The organism is Corallococcus sp. AB045, assembly GCF_003668895.1.
In the GTDB taxonomy this organism is placed as follows: Bacteria; Myxococcota; Myxococcia; order Myxococcales; family Myxococcaceae; genus Corallococcus; species Corallococcus coralloides.
This window is the reverse complement of the sequence record NZ_RAWN01000003.1, coordinates 24,182-41,440: the sequence shown is the minus strand read 5'-3', so window position 1 is coordinate 41,440 and position 17,259 is coordinate 24,182. Positions and strand designations below refer to the sequence as shown.

General features: G+C 69.7%; 15 protein-coding genes. 9 read left to right on the top strand and 6 right to left on the bottom strand.

The window, feature by feature from the left end:
• Positions 1 to 43: 43 nt before the first annotated feature.
• The 3 genes from D7Y21_RS43395 (at position 44) to D7Y21_RS01145 (ending at position 4,421) form a co-directional block, all read left to right on the top strand.
• Entirely contained in the window at positions 44 to 1,312 is a 1,269-nt protein-coding gene (locus D7Y21_RS43395) for a hybrid sensor histidine kinase/response regulator (protein ID WP_304988550.1), read from the top strand.
• Between the two features lie 201 nt (positions 1,313 to 1,513).
• Entirely contained in the window at positions 1,514 to 2,701 is a 1,188-nt protein-coding gene (locus D7Y21_RS01150) for an alpha/beta fold hydrolase (RefSeq protein WP_233591972.1), read from the top strand.
• A gap of 187 nt (positions 2,702 to 2,888) precedes the next feature.
• Positions 2,889 to 4,421: a methyl-accepting chemotaxis protein gene (locus D7Y21_RS01145; protein ID WP_120567219.1), complete on the top strand. Its 1,533-nt coding sequence runs from the start codon at positions 2,889 to 2,891 to the stop codon at positions 4,419 to 4,421.
• Here the strand turns inward: D7Y21_RS01145 and D7Y21_RS01140 are convergent.
• Positions 4,369 to 5,901 carry an MFS transporter gene (locus D7Y21_RS01140; protein ID WP_120567220.1) on the bottom strand — a complete coding sequence of 511 codons (1,533 nt, stop codon included), beginning with the start codon at positions 5,899 to 5,901 and terminating at the stop codon, positions 4,369 to 4,371. The genes D7Y21_RS01145 and D7Y21_RS01140 overlap by 53 nt on opposite strands.
• 166 nt (positions 5,902 to 6,067) lie before the next feature.
• On the opposite strand from D7Y21_RS01140, the gene D7Y21_RS01135 reads away from it, so the two are divergent.
• The 3 genes from D7Y21_RS01135 to D7Y21_RS01125 are packed head-to-tail and all read left to right on the top strand — an operon-like array spanning position 6,068 to position 8,204.
• On the top strand, positions 6,068 to 7,066 hold the full coding sequence (locus D7Y21_RS01135; RefSeq protein WP_120567221.1) for a polyprenyl synthetase family protein: 999 nt from the start codon (positions 6,068 to 6,070) through the stop codon (positions 7,064 to 7,066).
• Entirely contained in the window at positions 7,063 to 7,659 is a 597-nt protein-coding gene (locus D7Y21_RS01130; RefSeq protein WP_120567222.1) for a GbsR/MarR family transcriptional regulator, read from the top strand. The genes D7Y21_RS01135 and D7Y21_RS01130 overlap by 4 nt, the downstream gene beginning before the upstream one ends.
• A gap of 17 nt (positions 7,660 to 7,676) precedes the next feature.
• Positions 7,677 to 8,204, top strand: coding sequence for a gamma-glutamylcyclotransferase (locus D7Y21_RS01125; protein ID WP_121710685.1), 528 nt, complete (start codon positions 7,677 to 7,679; stop codon positions 8,202 to 8,204).
• Here D7Y21_RS01125 and D7Y21_RS01120 read toward each other — a convergent pair.
• On the bottom strand, positions 8,168 to 9,199 hold the full coding sequence (locus D7Y21_RS01120; RefSeq protein WP_147443393.1) for a sorbosone dehydrogenase family protein: 1,032 nt from the start codon (positions 9,197 to 9,199) through the stop codon (positions 8,168 to 8,170). The genes D7Y21_RS01125 and D7Y21_RS01120 overlap by 37 nt on opposite strands.
• 371 nt (positions 9,200 to 9,570) lie before the next feature.
• Here D7Y21_RS01120 and D7Y21_RS01115 point away from each other — a divergent pair, with 371 nt between their 5' ends.
• The 3 genes from D7Y21_RS01115 (at position 9,571) to D7Y21_RS01105 (ending at position 11,056) form a co-directional block, all read left to right on the top strand.
• Entirely contained in the window at positions 9,571 to 9,813 is a 243-nt protein-coding gene (locus tag D7Y21_RS01115; RefSeq protein ID WP_120567253.1) for a hypothetical protein, read from the top strand.
• Entirely contained in the window at positions 9,810 to 10,601 is a 792-nt protein-coding gene (locus D7Y21_RS01110; RefSeq protein ID WP_120567225.1) for a heme oxygenase (biliverdin-producing), read from the top strand. Before D7Y21_RS01115 ends, D7Y21_RS01110 begins: the two co-directional genes overlap by 4 nt.
• Before the next feature lie 104 nt (positions 10,602 to 10,705).
• Positions 10,706 to 11,056: a PilZ domain-containing protein gene (locus tag D7Y21_RS01105; RefSeq protein WP_233591973.1), complete on the top strand. Its 351-nt coding sequence runs from the start codon at positions 10,706 to 10,708 to the stop codon at positions 11,054 to 11,056.
• Positions 11,057 to 11,063: 7 nt separating this feature from the next.
• On the opposite strand, the gene D7Y21_RS01100 is transcribed toward D7Y21_RS01105, so the two are convergent.
• Genes D7Y21_RS01100 through treS form a run of 4 tightly spaced genes read right to left on the bottom strand, consistent with a single transcriptional unit; the run spans position 11,064 to position 17,253 of the window.
• Positions 11,064 to 12,029 (bottom strand): aldo/keto reductase, encoded by a 966-nt coding sequence (locus tag D7Y21_RS01100; RefSeq protein WP_121710683.1) that lies wholly within the window; start codon positions 12,027 to 12,029, stop codon positions 11,064 to 11,066.
• Between the two features lie 32 nt (positions 12,030 to 12,061).
• Positions 12,062 to 14,266 carry a 1,4-alpha-glucan branching protein GlgB gene (glgB, locus tag D7Y21_RS01095; protein WP_120567227.1) on the bottom strand — a complete coding sequence of 735 codons (2,205 nt, stop codon included), beginning with the start codon at positions 14,264 to 14,266 and terminating at the stop codon, positions 12,062 to 12,064.
• On the bottom strand, positions 14,263 to 15,597 hold the full coding sequence (locus D7Y21_RS01090) for a phosphotransferase (protein ID WP_121710680.1): 1,335 nt from the start codon (positions 15,595 to 15,597) through the stop codon (positions 14,263 to 14,265). Before D7Y21_RS01090 ends, glgB begins: the two co-directional genes overlap by 4 nt.
• A 6-nt stretch (positions 15,598 to 15,603) precedes the next feature.
• Entirely contained in the window at positions 15,604 to 17,253 is a 1,650-nt protein-coding gene (treS, locus tag D7Y21_RS01085; protein WP_120567229.1) for a maltose alpha-D-glucosyltransferase, read from the bottom strand.
• Positions 17,254 to 17,259: the final 6 nt, after the last annotated feature.

Sequence of the window (17,259 nt, the reverse complement as noted above, 5' to 3'; positions counted from 1 at the left end):
CCCGCTGAGCCGCTCCACCCCAAACGCCCGAGTGAACGCCTCCTTGACGCCTTCCGTTCCCAGGACGCCCGTGCTCACCGCCGTCTCCGGCCTGTCCCACCGCCGCGCCAATGAATCGCCCGAGACGCCTCGCGCGCGCATCCTCCTGGTGGACGACACGCCGGCGAACCTGCTCGCCCTGGAGGCCATCCTGGAGCCGCTCGGCCAGCAGGTGGTGTCGGTGTGCTCTGGCGACGAGGCGCTGAAGGCGCTGCTGTTGGACGAGTACGCGTGCGTGCTGATGGACGTGCGGATGCCGGGGCTGGACGGCCTGGAGACGGCGCGCCTGGTGCGCACCCGCGAGCGCACGAAGCACCTGCCCATCCTCTTCATCACCGCGCTCAGCCGCGAGGCGGCCTACGTCACGCGCGGCTACGAATACGGCGCGGTGGACTACCTGCTCAAGCCCGTGGACCCGGACATCCTGCGCGCCAAGGTGGCCGTGTTCGTGGAGCTGTACCTGCGCGGAGAGAAGCTGCGGCAGCAGGCGCTGGAGCTGGCGGAGCGCCGGCGCGTGGAGGAGGAGCTGCAGCGCGCGACGGAGCTCGAGCAGCAGCTGGTGGGAATCGTGGGGCACGACATCCGCACGCCGCTCGCGGCCATCCTCACCACGGCCAACATCGAGCTGTCGCGCGAGCTGCTGCCGGACGCCCAGCGCAAGGCCTTCGAGCGCGTGGCCCGGGGCGGCGAGCGCATCCAGCGCATCGTGGATCAGCTGCTGGACTTCACCCGCGCGCGCGTGGGCGGAGGCATCCCGGTGGTGCCGGGCGCGGGCGACCTCAACGAGCTGTGCCGCAAGCTCGTGGACGAGCTGCGCGCGGCGAAACCGGAGCGCTCCATCCAGTGTGACTTCGCCCGCGACAGCCTCCCGGGTGTGTGGGACCTGGACCGGCTGGCGCAGGTGGTGGCCAACCTCCTGGACAACGCGCTCAAGTACAGCCCGCGAGACACCCCCGTGCGTCTGCGCACTTATGAACAGGGCGCGGACACCGTCCATCTGGAGGTCCAGAACGCCGGGGCTCCCATCCCCGCGCACCTCCTGCCCACGCTCTTCCAGCCCTTCCGCCGAGGCGACGGCCCGGGCCAGCGCGAGAGCCTGGGCCTGGGGCTCTACATCGCGCGTAGCATCGTGGAGACCCACGGCGGCACCCTCCGGGTGGAATCGACCCCGGACGTCGGTACGATCTTCTCTCTCTGTCTTCCGCGTCAGGCTTTGGTTGAGACACGCGCGCACTCCGCGTGCGCGGGCGTCTCCACGCCGATGACGGCGTGAGACACAAGGCCGTTCGCGTCACGGACAGTGCATTGCAGTGGTGGCTGATTACTCCACATAAAAGGCATACAACAATCCATCCACATCAAAACCTCTCATAAGATGAGGCAAGTGTGTGGAGGGTTTGCTACAATGCCAGACGTCCGGGAGGCAGTCCGTCCGGACGTAAAATGTGTCCGCTTTGGGGAGGGTGCGCGACAAATGAACGACAACTCGACGTGGATTCCCGTGGAAGGAAGCGACCCGATTCGTGCGTGGGTGCGACGCCCCGCCTCTGGAACGGGTCCGGCCCTGCTGCTGCTGATGGTGGAGGCGTTCGAGGGAAACGCCCACCTGAAGCTGATGGCCGAGCGTTTCAGTGAAGAGGGCTACGTGGTGGTGGTGCCCGACCTCGCCTCACGAGGGGAGCCGGAGGAGGTGGACCTGAAGCCGGTGGTGGCTTGGGCGCGCTCGCTTCCGGAGGTGGTGGGTCTCCGGGGAAAGAAGCAGGTCGGCGCGCTGGGCTACGGGCTGGGCGGGACGCTGGCCGCGCAGCTGGCGGCGCACGCGCACGTGGACTGCGCGGTGGCCTACTGCGCGCCGGGCATGGAGGACGTGCTCGCGCAGGGCGGTGAGAACGCGGCCCCCATGGTGCTCCACTTCGCGGAGTGGGACGGCTTCGTGTCTCCGGCCGCGGTGGCGCGGGTGAAGCAGCACGTGAGCGTCGACGTGGAGCTGTACGTGTACCAGGGCGTGCGCCACGGCTTCTTCCGCGAGGGGTCGCCGGCCTGGCACCGGCCCTCGATGATGACGGCGCACACGCGCACCCTCGCGCTGCTCAAGCGCGTGATGGGGCCGCGCTACGACCTGGCCGCGCTGTGGGACAAGCACACGGAGCTGGAGTTCGCCGCCCGGGACGCGGACGCGACCATGAAGACCATGGTGGCGCACCCGTACGTCAACAGCGTGCCGGTGATGACGGGTGGCGTGGGCGCGGAGTACCTGCACCGCTTCTACGAGAACCACTTCGTGCACGCCAACCCCAAGGACACGAAGATGACCCTGCTGTCGCGCACCGTGGGCGCGGACCGCGTGGTGGACGAGTTCATCTTCAGCTTCACCCACGACATCGAGATGGACTGGATGCTCCCGGGCATCCCGCCCACAGGGAAGTACGTGGAGGCGGCCTTCGTGGCGGTGGTGAACTTCCGCGGCGACAAGCTCTACCACGAGCACATCTACTGGGATCAGGCCGCCGTGCTCGTTCAGCTGGGCCTGATTGACCGCAAGGGCCTGCCCGTCACCGGCGCCGAGGCCGCGCGCAAGCTGCTGGATGAGACCCTCCCGTCCAACACCCTGATGGAGAAGTGGGACGAGAGCGCGCCGTCCAACAACCGCAAGGCCGGCTGACGCGGCCGGGATGACGCCCGCGCCCCGGGTTCGTCGCTACCCAGGGCGCGGTGTCTGACTTTCACGGGCTGGAATGCGCGCAGCCATTGCGCCGGCTCCTCTGGGATGTCCACAATGCGGCACCTCACTGGATGGTCCAGGGGGGCTTCGTTTCCCAGACCTCCTCTGGATTTGGCGCCGCTCCCGGATGCGACTCTCCCTTTCCCAGAAGCTCACGCTGGCGCCGCTGTTGGTGGCGCTGTTCTTCACGGTCCTCTTCTTCGGCTACCTCATCCCGCGCGTCAGCTCCGCCTTCGAGGCGCAGGGCCGGGACGTGGGAGGTGCGCTGCCCGCGGCGCTGGCGGCCACGCTGCCCGCGGCGATGCCCGGCGGCCAGACGGAGGCGCTCCAAGCGGTGCTGGAGCAGGCGGTGCGCCACCACCAGGTGGCCTACGTGGCCGTCTTCGACGGGACGGGGCAGATGCGCGCGGTGGCGGGCGAGTACGCCGCGTCGATGCGGGAGCTGCGCGACCGGCTGGGCCGCGCGCAGGGTGAGGCGACGTTCTACGTGCGGGACGCGGAGCTCTTGGACGTGAGCTCGCGCTTCGCGAACGGGGCGGGCACCGTGCACGTGGGCTTCAACCGCACATCGGCGCGCGCGCAGGTGCGGGCCATCACCACCGGGGTGAGCGTGGTGATGGTGCTGGCGCTCGCGCTCTTCGTCGTCGTGGGCATCGTGCTGGCGCGCCGGGTGGCGGCGCCGCTGGTGCAGCTGACGGAGGCGGCCCAGCGCATCGCGGAGCACGGCGACCTGCGCGAGACGGTGCGCGTGGAGGGCTCGGACGAGGTGGCGCAGCTGTCGAAGGCCTTCTCCTTGATGGTGTCCAAGGTGAAGGACCTCTTGCAGCAGCTGCAGGGCTCGTCGGACCTGCTGCGCGGCTCGGTGGACCATCTGAACGACTCCGCGGGCCGGCAGAACGAGATGGTGTCCCGCCACGCCGCCGCGCTGCAGGAGACGCAGGTGACGGCGCAGGAGATCCGCCAGACGTCCGTGGTGGCGTCCCGCGCGGCGGAGACGGTCATCGACGTGGCGGAGCGCGCGGAGGTGCTGGGCAAGACGGGCGAGATCGCCATCACCGAGAGCATCGAGGGCATGGTGGCGCTGCGCGCGCAGGTGGAGCAGATCGCCGAGCGCATCATGGCCCTGGGCGAGCGCACCGAGCAGATCTCCGGCATCACGGAGACGGTGAAGGACCTGGCGGACCAGTCCCACCTGCTCGCGGTGAACGCGGCCATCGAGGCGGCGCGCTCCGGGGAGCACGGCAAGGGCTTCGCGGTGGTGGCCCGGGAGATCCGCGGCCTGGCGGACCAGTCCATCCGCGCGACGAACCAGGTGCGCGGCATCCTGGCGGACATCAGCGCCGCCATCTTCGCCACGGTGGAGATCACGGCCGCAGGCACGCAGCGCATGGAGGCGGGCCTGGCCCAGGTGCGCACGTCCGGGGACACGCTGCGCCAGTTGTCCTCCATCGTGCGGGACAGCGTGGTGTCCGCCCGTCAGATTTCGCAGACGGTGAACCAGCAGGCCACCGGCATCGAGCAGATCTTCACCGCCGTGAACGAGCTCAACACGGTGATGGGCGACACGGTGAAGCGCATCGCCACCACCAGTGAGTCCGCCGTGTCGCTCAAGCTCCTGTCGGAGCGCGTGGCGGCGATGGTGCGCGACTACCGGCTGTAGCCGGGCGGAGGCGGGGCAGGAACCGCTCCACCACCTGGGCCACGGTGCGCGTGGTGGCGGCGCCGGGTTCGTTCACCCGGGCCGCGAGGAAGGCGGCCCCCAGCCGGGCCACCGACGACACGACGAAGAGCACGTGCAGGTTCACCCAGAGGTGGCCACCCAGCATGAACTGCTGGGGCACGCGCGCCGCCAGCGCTCCGCCCAGGGCCGCCGCCGCCGCGTAGGCCATGCCTCCCGCGGTGGCGAACGCCGCCAGGTAGAAGGGCCGGCCGTGGCGAGGCGCCACCGTGAGGGGCAGCGCGAAGATGGCCAGGCCGTGGCCGCTCCACAGCGCGCCCGCCAGGAGCACGTCGAACAAGAGCGGCCAGAGCGTCCCCGCGGAGGGCAGAAGCCAGAGCATGGGGATGGCGCTGATGCCCAGCGAGCAGAGCATCAGCACCGGCTGCGCGCCCAGCCTGTCGATGGCGCGGCCCCACAGGGGCGCCGTCAGCACGCGCACCCCCGCCACCGCCGCCGCGTGCAGGGCCATGATGACGAAGGTCATCTTGAGGTTCTGCAGGCTGTGCAGCGCGAAGAAGGGCGCGGACACGCCCACCGCCGCGTTCCACGCCACCTGGTACAGGAGCACCCGCCGGGCGCCGTCGTCCTTCCAGGGCAGGAGCGCCGCCTTGAGCTCCAGCTTCGGCGCGGTGCCCGGGGGCGCCGGGTCATGCTGCGCGGCCATCATCAGCGTGGTGACGACGCCCATGACACAGGCGGCGAGCGCCAGCATGGGCAGCGCCAGTCCCACCCCGTCCAGCCCCTTCAGCCGGTCCATCAGCAGGCCCGCGGTGAGCGACGCGCCGGTGCCCATCAGCGTGGTGAGCGCGGTGCGCTTGCCGAAGAAGCGGCCCCGCACGGCGCCGGGGACGAGCTCCCCCATCCACGCCACCCACGCGTTGTTGCCCACCACCGCCAGCACCGCGGACGCCCCGGCCACGGCGAGCAGCAGGTGCTGCTGCCCCTCCAGGGACAGGCCCAGCCACGGCAACAGCGCCATGGGCAGCAGGGCCAGGCGGGACAGGCACACCGCCGTCAGCGCCACCCGCCGGTGACCGAAGCAGAGGGTGAGCCACGCGGCGGGGAACTGCACGAACTGCGCGAAGAACGGCAGCGCCGTCATCACGCCCACCAGGAAGGGCCCCAGCTTCAGCGCGATGGCCCACGCGGTGAGCACGGTAGGACCCGCGCACGCGGTGAACACCTCCGCGAACATGCCCTCCACGGTGGACACCTTCAGCGACGCGCGGAGGCGCCGGTGCAGGGGTGGGCCCCGGTGGCCGTCCGGGGGCGGAGGGGCCCCCAGGAGGGGCGCGGACGAGCCGGGCAGCGAGGCGCCAGGGCGGAAGAGGGGGACGCCGGTGGCGAGGGAAGCGAAGCTCTGGACGAGGCGACGACGGAGGGCGGCGGACACTGGGATTCGTTTCCCATGGCCGCGCATTCCCTCTCAATCGGACCTCCAAGGAGTCCTCCGGGCCCGGCCGGACACCAACCGGCCTTATTCGTCGCTTTCCACTGACTGTCCGCCCGCTTGGTGGGCAGGAGGGATTCAGGTGCAGTTCACGCGGTCTTGAACTATATGAACGGCCCGGGAGGAGACCGCGCACATGGATGTCGCTCACGAGCTGACGGAGTTTTTGGGGCAGGTGGAGCAGCGTCTGACCGAATTGCTCGCGGATGGCGACGTCGGGCCGGACGTGAAGGGCGATACGCTGATGGATGCGGCGCGCCACCTGTGCCTGGGGGCCGGAGGCAAGCGGGCCCGCCCCATGCTCGTCCGCCTGTTCGGGGGTGTGGTGGGGGTGCCGGCCGGCCGGCTGGTGGATGTGGGTGTGGCGGCGGAGATGATCCACTCGGCCAGCCTGCTGCATGACGACGTGGTGGACGCGGGCATGTTCCGCCGGGGCCGCCCGACGGTGAACGCGCGCTGGGGCAACATCGTCGCGGTGATGAGCGGCGACCTCATCCTGTCCACGGCGCTGTCGCGGCTGTCCCTCTTGGACGCGCGCCTGGTGCAGAGCGGCCTGGCCATCGTCACGGAGATGACCCGCGCGGCCATCGCGGAGGTGGAGGCGCGCGGGGACATGAACCTGCCGCTCACGCGGCTGCGCTACATCGCCGAGGGCAAGACGGGTTCGCTGTTCGGCTGGTGCGGCAAGGCCGCGGCGACGCTGGGGGAGCAGCCGGAGGCGCAGGCGCGCTTCGACGCCTTCGGGCGGCACCTGGGCGTGGCGTTCCAGATCGCCGACGACATCCGCGACATCCTGGGCACGGACGTGGGCAAGCCCCGGTACGCGGACGTGCACTCGCGCACGCCGTCCTTGCCCATCCTGCTGGCGGTGTCGCGGGACGAGTCCCTGCGCCGCAAGCTCAAGGACGCGTGGGCGTTCTCCGTCATCACCCCGGAGCGCACCCGGGAGATTGGCGCCGCCATCGAGGCCACCGGCGCGGTGGAGGCGTCCATGGAGATGATGAACGTCGAAATCGAAGCGGCGCTCGACAAGCTGGGGCCCTTCGCGAATGACGCCGCGGGCGCGGAGCTGATGAGCTGGGCGCACCGGCTGTCGGAGGGCATCGCGCAGCAGGTGAAGGGGCGCGCTGCATGAAAGGCTACCTGTGGACGGGGGGGGATCCCGGGAGCCAGAAGACCGTCGCGCCGCCGCAGAATGGCCGGCTGGCGCCATGGGAAGCCATCGCGGTGGAGGCGGTGGGCAACGTCATCGAGTTCTGGGGCTTCAAGCGCAACCAGGGCCGGGTGTGGGGCCTGCTCTACCTGCGCGGTGAGCCCCTGACGGCCGGTGAGATTGAACGCGAGCTGGACCTGTCCAAGGGCGGCGTGTCCATGCTGCTGCGCGACCTGGAGCACTGGGGCGTCGTCCAGCGGGTGCGCGTGCCGCAGGACACGGTGTGGCGCTACTCGGCGGAGACGGACCTGGTGCGGATGGTGACGCACGTGGTGGAGGAGCGCGAGGCGGCCTTCGTCACCCGCATCCGCGCGGACCTGTCCGAGGCGCGCCGGCTGGCGGAGGGCGCCGGCGGCGTGCAGACGGAGAAGCTGCGGCGGCTGGAGCGCATGGCCGTGCTGGCCGACCACGTGGAGCGCGCGCTGCGGCTGTTCATCAAGACGTCGCGCCTGGACGTGGGCGGGGTGCTGGGCGCGTTCCGCGACGGCGCCCTGTCGCGCAAGGGCGAGCGGTAGAGGCGGGAGGACACACAATGGATTCGCACTACGACCAGGTGATGAAGGCGCGCGAGCAGGCGGACGCGAACGCGCCCCGGCGCTACTTCGCGTACTCGACCATCCTGGACCGGGCCGCCTTCGACGAGTGGAAGCAGCAGCACAGCTACGGCTTCTTCGAACTGCCAGAGGGCCGGCTCGCCGAGGCGCTGGACGTGGACCTCGTCTACGACTTCCCGTCGCGCTGGTGGGGCGGCCGGGTGGCGGGCCTGACGGACGCGCCGGGCGCGCGCGTGTACGGCCGGCTCTTCGAGATCCCCGGCAAGGACTGGCCCATCGTCCAGCACAAGGAGGGCTTCGTCACCAGCATGTGCGTGGAGCGCACGGTGCGCGTGCTCGTGGACGGCCAGGAGGTGGAGGCCACCGCGTTCGTGACCAACCCGCGCCGCGCTTCGTCGGACGGGCCGGTGAGCCCGCGCTTCGTGGAGGCGCTGGTGCGCGGCGCGAAGAGCGCCGGGCTGCCCGCGGACTACGTGGAGAAGCTGGCGCGCGGCGAGTCGCGCTGAGCTACGGCCAGGCGGTGGGGGCGATGCGGTAGAGCGCTCCGGCCTGGTCGTCGCTGACGATGAAGCCACCACCCGGGGCCAGGGCCACGTCCACCGGCCGGCCCCACACGCTCAGGTCCGGGTTCTTGAAGCCCGTGACGAGGTCCACCTCCTCCGTGGGCTGGTATGTGGAACGGGTAGGGCGTGTTGTCGCGGTTGTTGACCGCCACCCACAGCGTGTCGGTGCCCGGCTCCCACGCCAGCCCCTCCGCGTTGCGCAGGCCCCGGGCGAACAGCTCGCGTGAGCCGCCGCTCCAGTCCCACCGGTAGATGGCGCCGCGCAGCGGGTCGCTGGTGGTGTCGCTCAGGCACACGTTGCAGGTGGACGCGATGGCCACGTACACGCGGTGCCGCGAGTCCACCGCCAGGTTCTTGAGCTCGTGGCCGTAGGCGCCGTGCAGCTCCGGGAGGGACGCGTCCGGCAGTCCCGTGACGACGGTCTCCACCGTGCCGCGCGTTGTCTCGCCGGGCGTCCAGCGCGAGCGCGTGACGCGGTCCTTCTCCGATAGGAAGACCCACACCTGCCCGTCGCGCTCGTGGAAGACGATGTCGTGGGGCCGGCCCAGTCCTCCCGCCCACTGCGTCACCTCCGGGGCCTGGCCCGCACGGGGGCGCACCTGCATCACCTTGTTCTGGCCGGGCACGGAGACGAGCAGGGTGCCCTCCGGAGAGAAGGCGATGAAACGCGCGCCCGGCACCCGCGCCCAGACCGACACCGACATGCCTGATGGGATGTTCAGGGAGCGTGGCACATCGAACGGAGCGCCTCGCATGCCCTCCGGAACCTGGACCTGCGCCGCCTGAAGGTTCCAGGTGACAGGCTGTGGGCCTGCGTCCACCACGCCCGAGTCCTGGATGGAAGGGGAGGGCTCGGGGGCGTTGGTCGAGTTGGACTTGCAGCCGGTCCGCAGGCACGCCAGCCCCAGGAAGGTCGCCAGCAAGAGTGGTCGCCGCATGGTCCTCTTTTCCTAACCGCGGTTTTCGACTGAACGCGACCTGAACAAACCTTCAGTCATTTTCCGCGCCTCCCCGAGCGCCCCCGAACGGACCTGAACAAACCTTCAGGGAGTTTTGACGCGTCGGCTGACGCCCATGCCTACATGAACAAAAGGACAGGCGGCCGTCTCGGGGTGAAACATGAAATAAAAATAGACAAATGTATGCAATTGATTGAGTTGTTTGTCTTTGTTTTGTGTGTTTCATGTCTGTCTTTGGGGCGTTGGCCACCAGCCTCCGGATCAGAACTGCCTGGACCGGGCTTGACGGCGGAGGGGCGTTGTGGCCTTATGAATTTGATTTCGATAATCAAAGTCATCTGGAGGACGCAATGCTCGGTCAGGGATGCTGCAGGGCGGTGCTGGCGCGAGGCCCGTGCGCTGAAGTGACGCGGTGCAGCTGTGGGCACATCCACCTGGCGGTGGGGCCGGTGACGCTTCGCCTGGAGGAGGACGTCCTGCGCGCGCTGGGCCACACCCTGGTGGAGGCCATCCATCAGTTGGAGCTGCCGCACGCGCCCGCGCACGAGGCGGAGGCCCAGGAGCCGGCCCCCACCGGCGGGTGGAAGCAGTGAGCACCGTCCGGGGGACGATCCGCTGGGGCGGCTTCGAGCGCTCCGCGAGGGACAAGCGCCTGCCCTCCGCGTCCACGGCCCCCGCGGGCCTTCCGTCCACGCAGCGGCTGTCGCTGCGGCTGGAGGAGGGGACGGGGGGCGCTCGGCGCCAGGCGGAGCAGTCCACCTTCCTGGAGGCGCTCTTCCACGGCGCGTGGAACGGCGGCGTCTACGGCCAGTTCGTGCGGGCGCGCCACTACGTGAACCACCTGCGCCAGCTGCACGTCGTCTACGAGGCGCTGGAGGCCGTGCTGCCGGCGCTGAAGGACGGCCCGCTCACGCGCGTGCTGCGGCTGCCGGAGCTGCGGCGGGCCTCCGCGCTGCTGGCGGACCTGGACTGGTTCTGCGGCGACACGCGCACGAAGCCCTTCGCCTGCGTGGAGACGCGGCTGCACGCCGAGCGGATCCGCGAGGTGGCGGCGGAGGCCCCGCACCTGCTCATCGCCCATGCCTGGGCCCGCTGCGTCCAGGACCTCTACACCGCGCCCCAGCGCTCGGAGCTCATCGCGCGGGCGTTCGAGCTGGAGAACGGCCGGGGCACGGCCTTCTACAACGCGGTGTCCGCCGCGGAGCTGCTCGCCTTCCAGGGCCGGCTCGTGGCCCGGCTGGACGAGGTGCCGCTGACGGAGGGCGAGGCCCAGGAGGTGGTCCAGGAGGCGCGGCTGGCCTTCCGCATCCAGGCGCTCATCTGCGACGAGCTGGCTCGGGACGCACCGGAGCTCGAGGACCTGGGCGGTACTCCCGGGTAGGGTTGCCTCGAACCCACGGAGGAGGTGGTCCGACCCACCGGCCCGCCTCCTCGCCTGGGGGGGCGATATGCCGTTTCGTGACAGGCACGCTAGGATGGCGGAACGTGACACTCCAGATGACCTCCCACATCGATCGCCGCGCTTTCCCCCGCATCCACGCGCCCCTCTATTCGCGCCCCGCGCGCATGAAGGTGGGTGAAAAGAAGCAGGTGCTCGACGTCAGCCTCGGGGGCGCGCGCATCTACTCGGATGATCCGCAGGACGTGGGCTCGCGCCTGGATCTGGAGTTGTTCCTTCCGGACGGCAGCTCGCTGGAATGTACGGCGCGCATCGTCTGGGCCATCAAGTTACCCAAGGACGCGGTGGCCCGCTTCGAGGTGGGCCTGTCCTTCATCGACGTGCCAGAGCCCGTCCTGGCACGTCTGAAGACCGTCCTCGTCACGGACGAAGGCTAGGACAGCTCTACTTCGACGACGCGCTGTCCAGCTCGCGCAGGTCGTCCGCTTCCAGCTTCAGGGAGAAGGCCCCGAGCAGCTCCTTCACCTGCGGCACGGACGTGGCGCTGGCGATGGGCGCCACCACCGTGGGCCGCGCCTCCAACCACGCGAGCGCCACCTGCGACGGCGTGGCCCCCCGGCGCTCCGCCACCTTCTTCAGCGCGGCGACGACGCCCCAGCCCTGCGCATTGCCGTACTTCTTGAGCACGTTGCCCGCGCGCGGTGACGCCGGCGCCGGCTGCCCCTCCTGGTACTTGCCGGTGAGGAAGCCCGCGGCGAGCCCGAAGTAGGGCGCCACGGCGAGGCCCTCCTGCTCACTCAGCTGCTGGAGCGCGCCCTCGAACTTCGGGCGCTCCACCAGGTTGTACTCCGGTTGGATGACCAGGTAGCGCGCAAGCCCCAGCTTCTTCTGCGTGTCCAGGGCCTCCCGCGCGCGCTCCGCGGTGTGGTTGCTCAGGCCCAGCGCCTTCACCTTGCCCGCCTTCACCAGCGCGTCGAAGGCGCGGAGCGTCTCCTCGAAGGGGGTGTTCGGGTCGTCGTAGTGCGCGTAGTACAGGTCGATGCGCTCCACGCCCAGGCGGCGCAGGGACGCGTCCACGCTCTTCTCGATGTGCTCGCGCGTGAGGCCCTTGCCCAGCGCCGTCTCCGCGCCGACCTTCGTGGCCACCACCAGGCGGTCCTTCGCCTTGCGCGAGGCGATCCACTTCCCCAGCACCGTCTCCGACTCACCGCCCACGTGGCCGGGGATCCACCGCGAGTACACGTCCGCGGTGTCCACGAAGTTGCCGCCGCCTTCCACGAACGCGTCGAGCACGGCGAACGAGGTCGCCTCGTCCGCCGTCCAGCCGAAGACGTTCCCGCCCAGGCACAGCGGGAACACCTCCAGGCCCGTCGCTCCCAGCTTCCGCTTCGCTGCTGCTCCTGCCGCCATGCCCCAGGTCCTTTCGGTGAGGCCGGGGCCTGCTACCCCGGCGTGAACCACACCACCGACAGCGGGGGCAGGGTGAGCGTCGCGGACGCGGGCTGACCGTCCCAGCCCGTGGGCTCCGTGTGCACCTGGCCCCGGTTGCCCATGCCGCTGCCGCCGTACTCCCCGGCGTCGGTGTTGACCAGCTCCACATAACGGCCGTGGAGCGGGAAGCCCACGCGATAATCCTCGCGAGGCACCGGCGACATGTTGGCCACGCACACCACGTGACGGCCGGGCGTACGCGAGCGGCGCACGAAGGCCAGCACGTTCGCCGCGGACGCGTCCGGCTGAAGCCACTGGAAGCCCAGGGGCTCGCTGTCCGAGTCGTACAGCGCGGGCACGTCGCGGTAGACGCGGTTCAGGTCAGCCACCAGCTTCTGGATGCCCTTGTGGCCCGGGTCGTTGAGCAGGTGCCAGTCCAGGCTCTTGTCGTGGTTCCACTCCGCGGGCTGGCCGAACTCGCCGCCCATGAAGAGCAGCTTCTTGCCCGGGTGGGCCCACATCCACGCGAACAGCGCGCGCAGGTTGGCGCGCTTCTGCCACGCGTCTCCCGGCATGCGCCCGTAGAGGCTGCCCTTGCCGTGCACCACCTCGTCGTGGCTCAGCGGCAGCATGAAGTGCTCGCTGAACGCGTACAGCAGGCCGAAGGTGAGCTGGTTGTGGTGGAACTGCCGGTAGACGGCGTCCTTGGAGAAGTACGACAGCGTGTCGTGCATCCAGCCCATGTTCCACTTGAAGTGGAAGCCCAGGCCGCCCTCGCTGACGGGCTGGGACACCTTGGGCCACGCGGTGGACTCCTCCGCGATGACGACCACGCCCGGGTGCTTGCGGCGGATGGTGTCGTTGAGCTCGCGCAGGAACTGGATGGCCTCTTCGTTCTCCCGGCCGCCCCAGCGGTTGGGGACCCACTCGCCGTGCTTCCGGCTGTAGTCCAGGTAGAGCATGGAGGCCACCGCGTCCACGCGCAGCCCGTCCACGTGGTACTCCTCCAGCCAGAACAGCGCGTTGGCGATGAGGAAGTTGCGCACCTCGTTGCGCCCGAAGTTGAAGACGAGCGTGCCCCAGTCCGGCTGCGAGCCCTGCCGTGGATCGGAGTGCTCGTAGAGGGACGTGCCGTCGAACTGGCCCAGCGCGTGGCTGTCACGCGGGAAGTGGCCCGGCACCCAGTCCACGATGATGCCGATGCCCTCCTGGTGCAGGTAGTCCACCAGGTAGCGGAAGTCGTCCGGGTGGCCGAAGCGCGAGGTGGGCGCGTAGTAGCCACCCACCTGATAGCCCCAGGAGCCGCCGTAGGGGTGCTCCGACACGGGCAAGAGCTCCACGTGCGTGAAGCCCAGCTCCTTCACGTAGCGAGACAGCTCCGGCGCCAGCTCGCGGTACGTCATGGGCCGGTCGCCGTCCTCCACCACGCGGCGCCAGCTGCCCAGGTGGACCTCGTAGACGCTCCACGGGTGGTGGGCCGCGTCCACGTGCTTTTCGCGCGCCTCCAGCCACGCGCTGTCGCCCCAGGCGTAGCGTTGCAGGTCATGCACCACGGACGCGGTGGCGGGCGGTGTCTCCGTGCGGAAGGCGAAGGGGTCCGCCTTGAGCAGCGGGCCGCCGCCGTGGCCGGGCCTGATCTCGAACTTGTAGCGGGTGCCCTCGCCGACCTCCGGGACGAACAGCTCCCAGATGCCGGAGGACCCCATGCGCCGCATGGCGTGCAGGCGGCCGTCCCAGCCGTTGAAGTCTCCCACCACGGACACGCCCCGGGCGGTGGGCGCCCAGACGGCGAACGACGTGCCCTTCACGCCGTTGTGGTGGATGAGGTGCGCGCCCATGCGCTCCCAGAGCCGCTCGTGGCGGCCCTCGCCGGCGAAGTACAGGTCCATCTCCCCGATGGTCGGCAGGAAGCTGTACGGGTCGCGCAGCGTGAAGACCTTCTTGCCCGGGTACTCCACCTCCAGCAGGTAGCTGAAGGGCTCCGTGCGGCCGTTGATGCGCGCCTCGAAGACGCCGCCGGTGCGGTGCTGCATGGGCACCTTGCCCCCGAACTCCGGCAGGACGTGGATGGCCACGGCCTCCGGGCGGTAGGCGCGCACCACCACCGCGTCGCCGTCCGGGTGGACGCCCAACATGGAGTGGGGCTCCGGGTGGCGCAGCTCCACCACGCGTTGCAGCTCCGCGTCCACCTGTGCTCTGTCCGCAGGCTTCCTCACTGGGCATCCTCCATCCGCAACAGGGCCTCGACGGGGATGCGCACCCAGTCCGGCCGGTTGGCGAGTTCGTAGCGCACTTCGTACAACAGCTTCTCCAGTTCGAAGGCGCGCAACATCACGTGGAAGGCTTCATCGCTGTCGGGCAGGAAGGGGACGCCGCGCGTCGCCTGGCGGTAGCCCTCCAGGAACGCGTCGCGGGTGGGGCCCACGCGCCCGCGCGGCTGGCCGCCCTCCAACGCCACGGTGGCCTCCGCGTAGTCGAACGAGCGGATCATCCCCGCCACGTCGCGCAGCGCGCTGTACTTCTCCCGGCGCGCGGTGAAGGAGCGGGACGGCTCGCCCTCGAAGTCGAAGAACAGCCACTGGTTGTCCGAACGCAGCACCTGGCCCAGGTGCAGGTCGCCGTGGATGCGGACCTTCTGGCCGGAGGGCGCCACCTGCGCCAGCCGCTTCGCGTACGCGATGAGCCCGTCGCGCCGGCCCTCCAGGTCCGCGTGCAGCCGCCCGGCGTCCGCCAGCGTCACGCCCAGCTCGCCCACGATGGACGCGCTCCAGCGCTGCAGGTCCTCCTGGAGCAGCGGCTCCGGGGAGAACGCCAGGTCGTCCGGCCCCGCGGAGGCGAAGGCCTTGTGCAGCTCTCCCAGCCGCGCGCCCAGGTCGCGCATGTCCGCGAGGAAGCCGTCGCTCAGCGCCTTCTCCTGGCGCAGCCGCTCCAGCGTGTACTTCCAGCCGTCCACGGCGTCCGGCACGAAGCGGTGCGCCAGCGCGAGTGTCGCGCCCGCGGGGCCCTCCAGGTTCAGCGCGCCCACCAGCTGCGGCGTCGCGCGGAAGGACGTCTTCGTCGCGAGGAAGCGGCCCACCTCGTATTCGGGGTTCACGCCGGCCTCCAGCTTGCGGATGACCTTGACGATGACCCGCTCGCCCAGCACCAGCGAGGTGTTGCTCTGCTCCACGTTGAGCCGGCGCACGGAGAGCGGATCCGGCAGCGCCACGCCGCTGTCCGTGGAGGCGATCCATTCACCCACCACGCGGCCGGAGCCGGACACCACCTGCCGGTCCTCACGCGCGAGGTTGAAGAGGGCGCGCACGCAGTCGTCGTCCTCCAGCGCGCTCACCAGTCCGTCGGCCGTGTGCCGGACCTGGAGCTGGTAGCGCTCCGGATTTCCCAGCTCGTAGACGACCTCGATGATGGCCAGGGTGAAGGTACACGTGCCCAGGTCCATGTTCACGTGGTCGGCCACGCTGACACTTTTGATGGGCCACGCCTTGCCGGCGAACCAACGTTGGGCCTTGAGGAAGTCTGGCAGCTTGGTCAGGTCCAGGGGGGTCACGCGGGTTTACTCCTTCGCCTGCAGCGGCTTGTCCAACCGGAACCACAGGAACATGTAAGGCCCCATCGACAGCTGATAGGGCAGGTCGCTGATGCGGGGGAACGGCGTCTCTCCAATCAACTCCACGGGGATGCTGCCTTCGAACTCGCGCAGGTCCAGCACGCCCGGCTGCGCGAAGCGCGACAGGTTGCAGACGACGAGCACCGTCAGGCCCTCCCATTCGCGCACGAAGGCCAGCACCTTGCGGTTCTCCGTGGTGAGGAAGCGCAAGCTGCCCATGGCGAACACGGGGTAGCGCTGGCGGATGCCAATCATCCGCTTCACCCACTGGAGCAGGCTGGACTTCTGCCGCTCCTGGGCCTCCACGTTGATGGACTGGTAGCCGTAGACGGGATCCGCGATGACGGGCGCGAAGAGGCGCGCGTAGTCCGCGCGGCTGAAGCCCGCGTTGCGGTCGCCGGTCCACTGCATGGGCGTGCGCACGCCGTTGCGGTCGCCCAGGTAGATGTTGTCGCCCATGCCGATCTCGTCCCCGTAGTAGAGGACCGGCGTGCCGGGCAGCGTGAAGAGCAGGCTGTGCATCAGTTCGATGCGGCGCCGGCCGTTGTCCATCAGCGGCGCCAGGCGGCGGCGGATGCCCAGGTTGATGCGCATGCGCGGGTCGGTGGCGTACTCCCGGTACATGTAGTCCCGGTCCTCGTCCGTCACCATCTCCAGCGTCAGCTCATCGTGGTTGCGCAGGAAGATGGCCCACTGGCAGGACTCCGGGATGTCCGGCGTCTGCTGCATGATTTCCACGATGGGCGTGCGGTCCTCGCGGCGCACCGCCATGAAGAGGCGGGGCATCACCGGGAAGTGGAAGCCCATGTGGAACTCGTCGCCCTCGCCGAAGTACACGCGCACGTCGGCGGGCCACTGGTTCGCCTCCGCGAGCAGCACCTTGCCCTGGTACTCGGAGTCGATCGTCTTGCGCAGGCGCTTCAAGAACGCGTGCGTCTCCGGGAGGTTCTCGCAGTTGGTGCCCTCGCGCTCGAAGAGGTAGGGCACGGCGTCGCAGCGGAACCCGTCCACGCCCATGTTGAGCCAGAAGCGCATGACGTCCAGCATGGCTTCCTGCACTTCGGGGTTGTCGTAGTTCAGGTCCGGCTGGTGGCTGAAGAAGCGGTGCCAGAAGTACTGCTTGGCCACCGGATCCCACGTCCAGTTGGAGCGCTCCGTGTCGGTGAAGATGATGCGCGCGCCCTTGTAGGACTCGTCCGTGTCGCTCCAGACGTACCAGTTGCGCTTGGGGCTCTTGGGGTCCCTGCGCGCCTCCTGGAACCAGGGGTGCTGGTCGCTGGTGTGGTTCACCACCAGCTCGATGATGATGCGCAGCCCGCGCTTGTGGGCCTCTTCCACCAGCCGCTGGAAGTCCGCCAGCGTGCCGTAGTCCGGGTGGATGCCGTAGTAGTCCGCGATGTCGTAACCGTCGTCGCGCAGCGGGGACGGGTAGTGCGGCAGGAGCCACAGGCAGTCCACGCCCAGGTCCTGGAGGTACGGCAGCTTTTCAATCAGGCCCGGGATGTCCCCGTGGCCGTCCCCATTCGAGTCATGGAATGCGCGGATGTGCAGCTCGTAGATGAGCGCTTTTTTGTACCAAAGCGGATCCAGGTCCATACGCCT

Excerpts from the sequence above, each read along its gene's own strand:
- D7Y21_RS01150 (WP_233591972.1), top strand. The coding sequence starts at position 1,514 with ATGAACGACAACTCGACGTGGATTCCCGTGGAAGGAAGCGACCCGATT.
- D7Y21_RS01145 (WP_120567219.1), top strand. The coding sequence starts at position 2,889 with ATGCGACTCTCCCTTTCCCAGAAGCTCACGCTGGCGCCGCTGTTGGTG.
- D7Y21_RS01140 (WP_120567220.1), bottom strand. The coding sequence starts at position 5,901 with ATGCGCGGCCATGGGAAACGAATCCCAGTGTCCGCCGCCCTCCGTCGT.
- D7Y21_RS01135 (WP_120567221.1), top strand. The coding sequence starts at position 6,068 with ATGGATGTCGCTCACGAGCTGACGGAGTTTTTGGGGCAGGTGGAGCAG.
- D7Y21_RS01130 (WP_120567222.1), top strand. The coding sequence starts at position 7,063 with ATGAAAGGCTACCTGTGGACGGGGGGGGATCCCGGGAGCCAGAAGACC.
- D7Y21_RS01125 (WP_121710685.1), top strand. The coding sequence starts at position 7,677 with ATGGATTCGCACTACGACCAGGTGATGAAGGCGCGCGAGCAGGCGGAC.
- D7Y21_RS01120 (WP_147443393.1), bottom strand. The coding sequence starts at position 9,199 with ATGCGGCGACCACTCTTGCTGGCGACCTTCCTGGGGCTGGCGTGCCTG.
- D7Y21_RS01115 (WP_120567253.1), top strand. The coding sequence starts at position 9,571 with ATGCTCGGTCAGGGATGCTGCAGGGCGGTGCTGGCGCGAGGCCCGTGC.
- D7Y21_RS01100 (WP_121710683.1), bottom strand. The coding sequence starts at position 12,029 with ATGGCGGCAGGAGCAGCAGCGAAGCGGAAGCTGGGAGCGACGGGCCTG.
- treS (WP_120567229.1), bottom strand. The coding sequence starts at position 17,253 with ATGGACCTGGATCCGCTTTGGTACAAAAAAGCGCTCATCTACGAGCTG.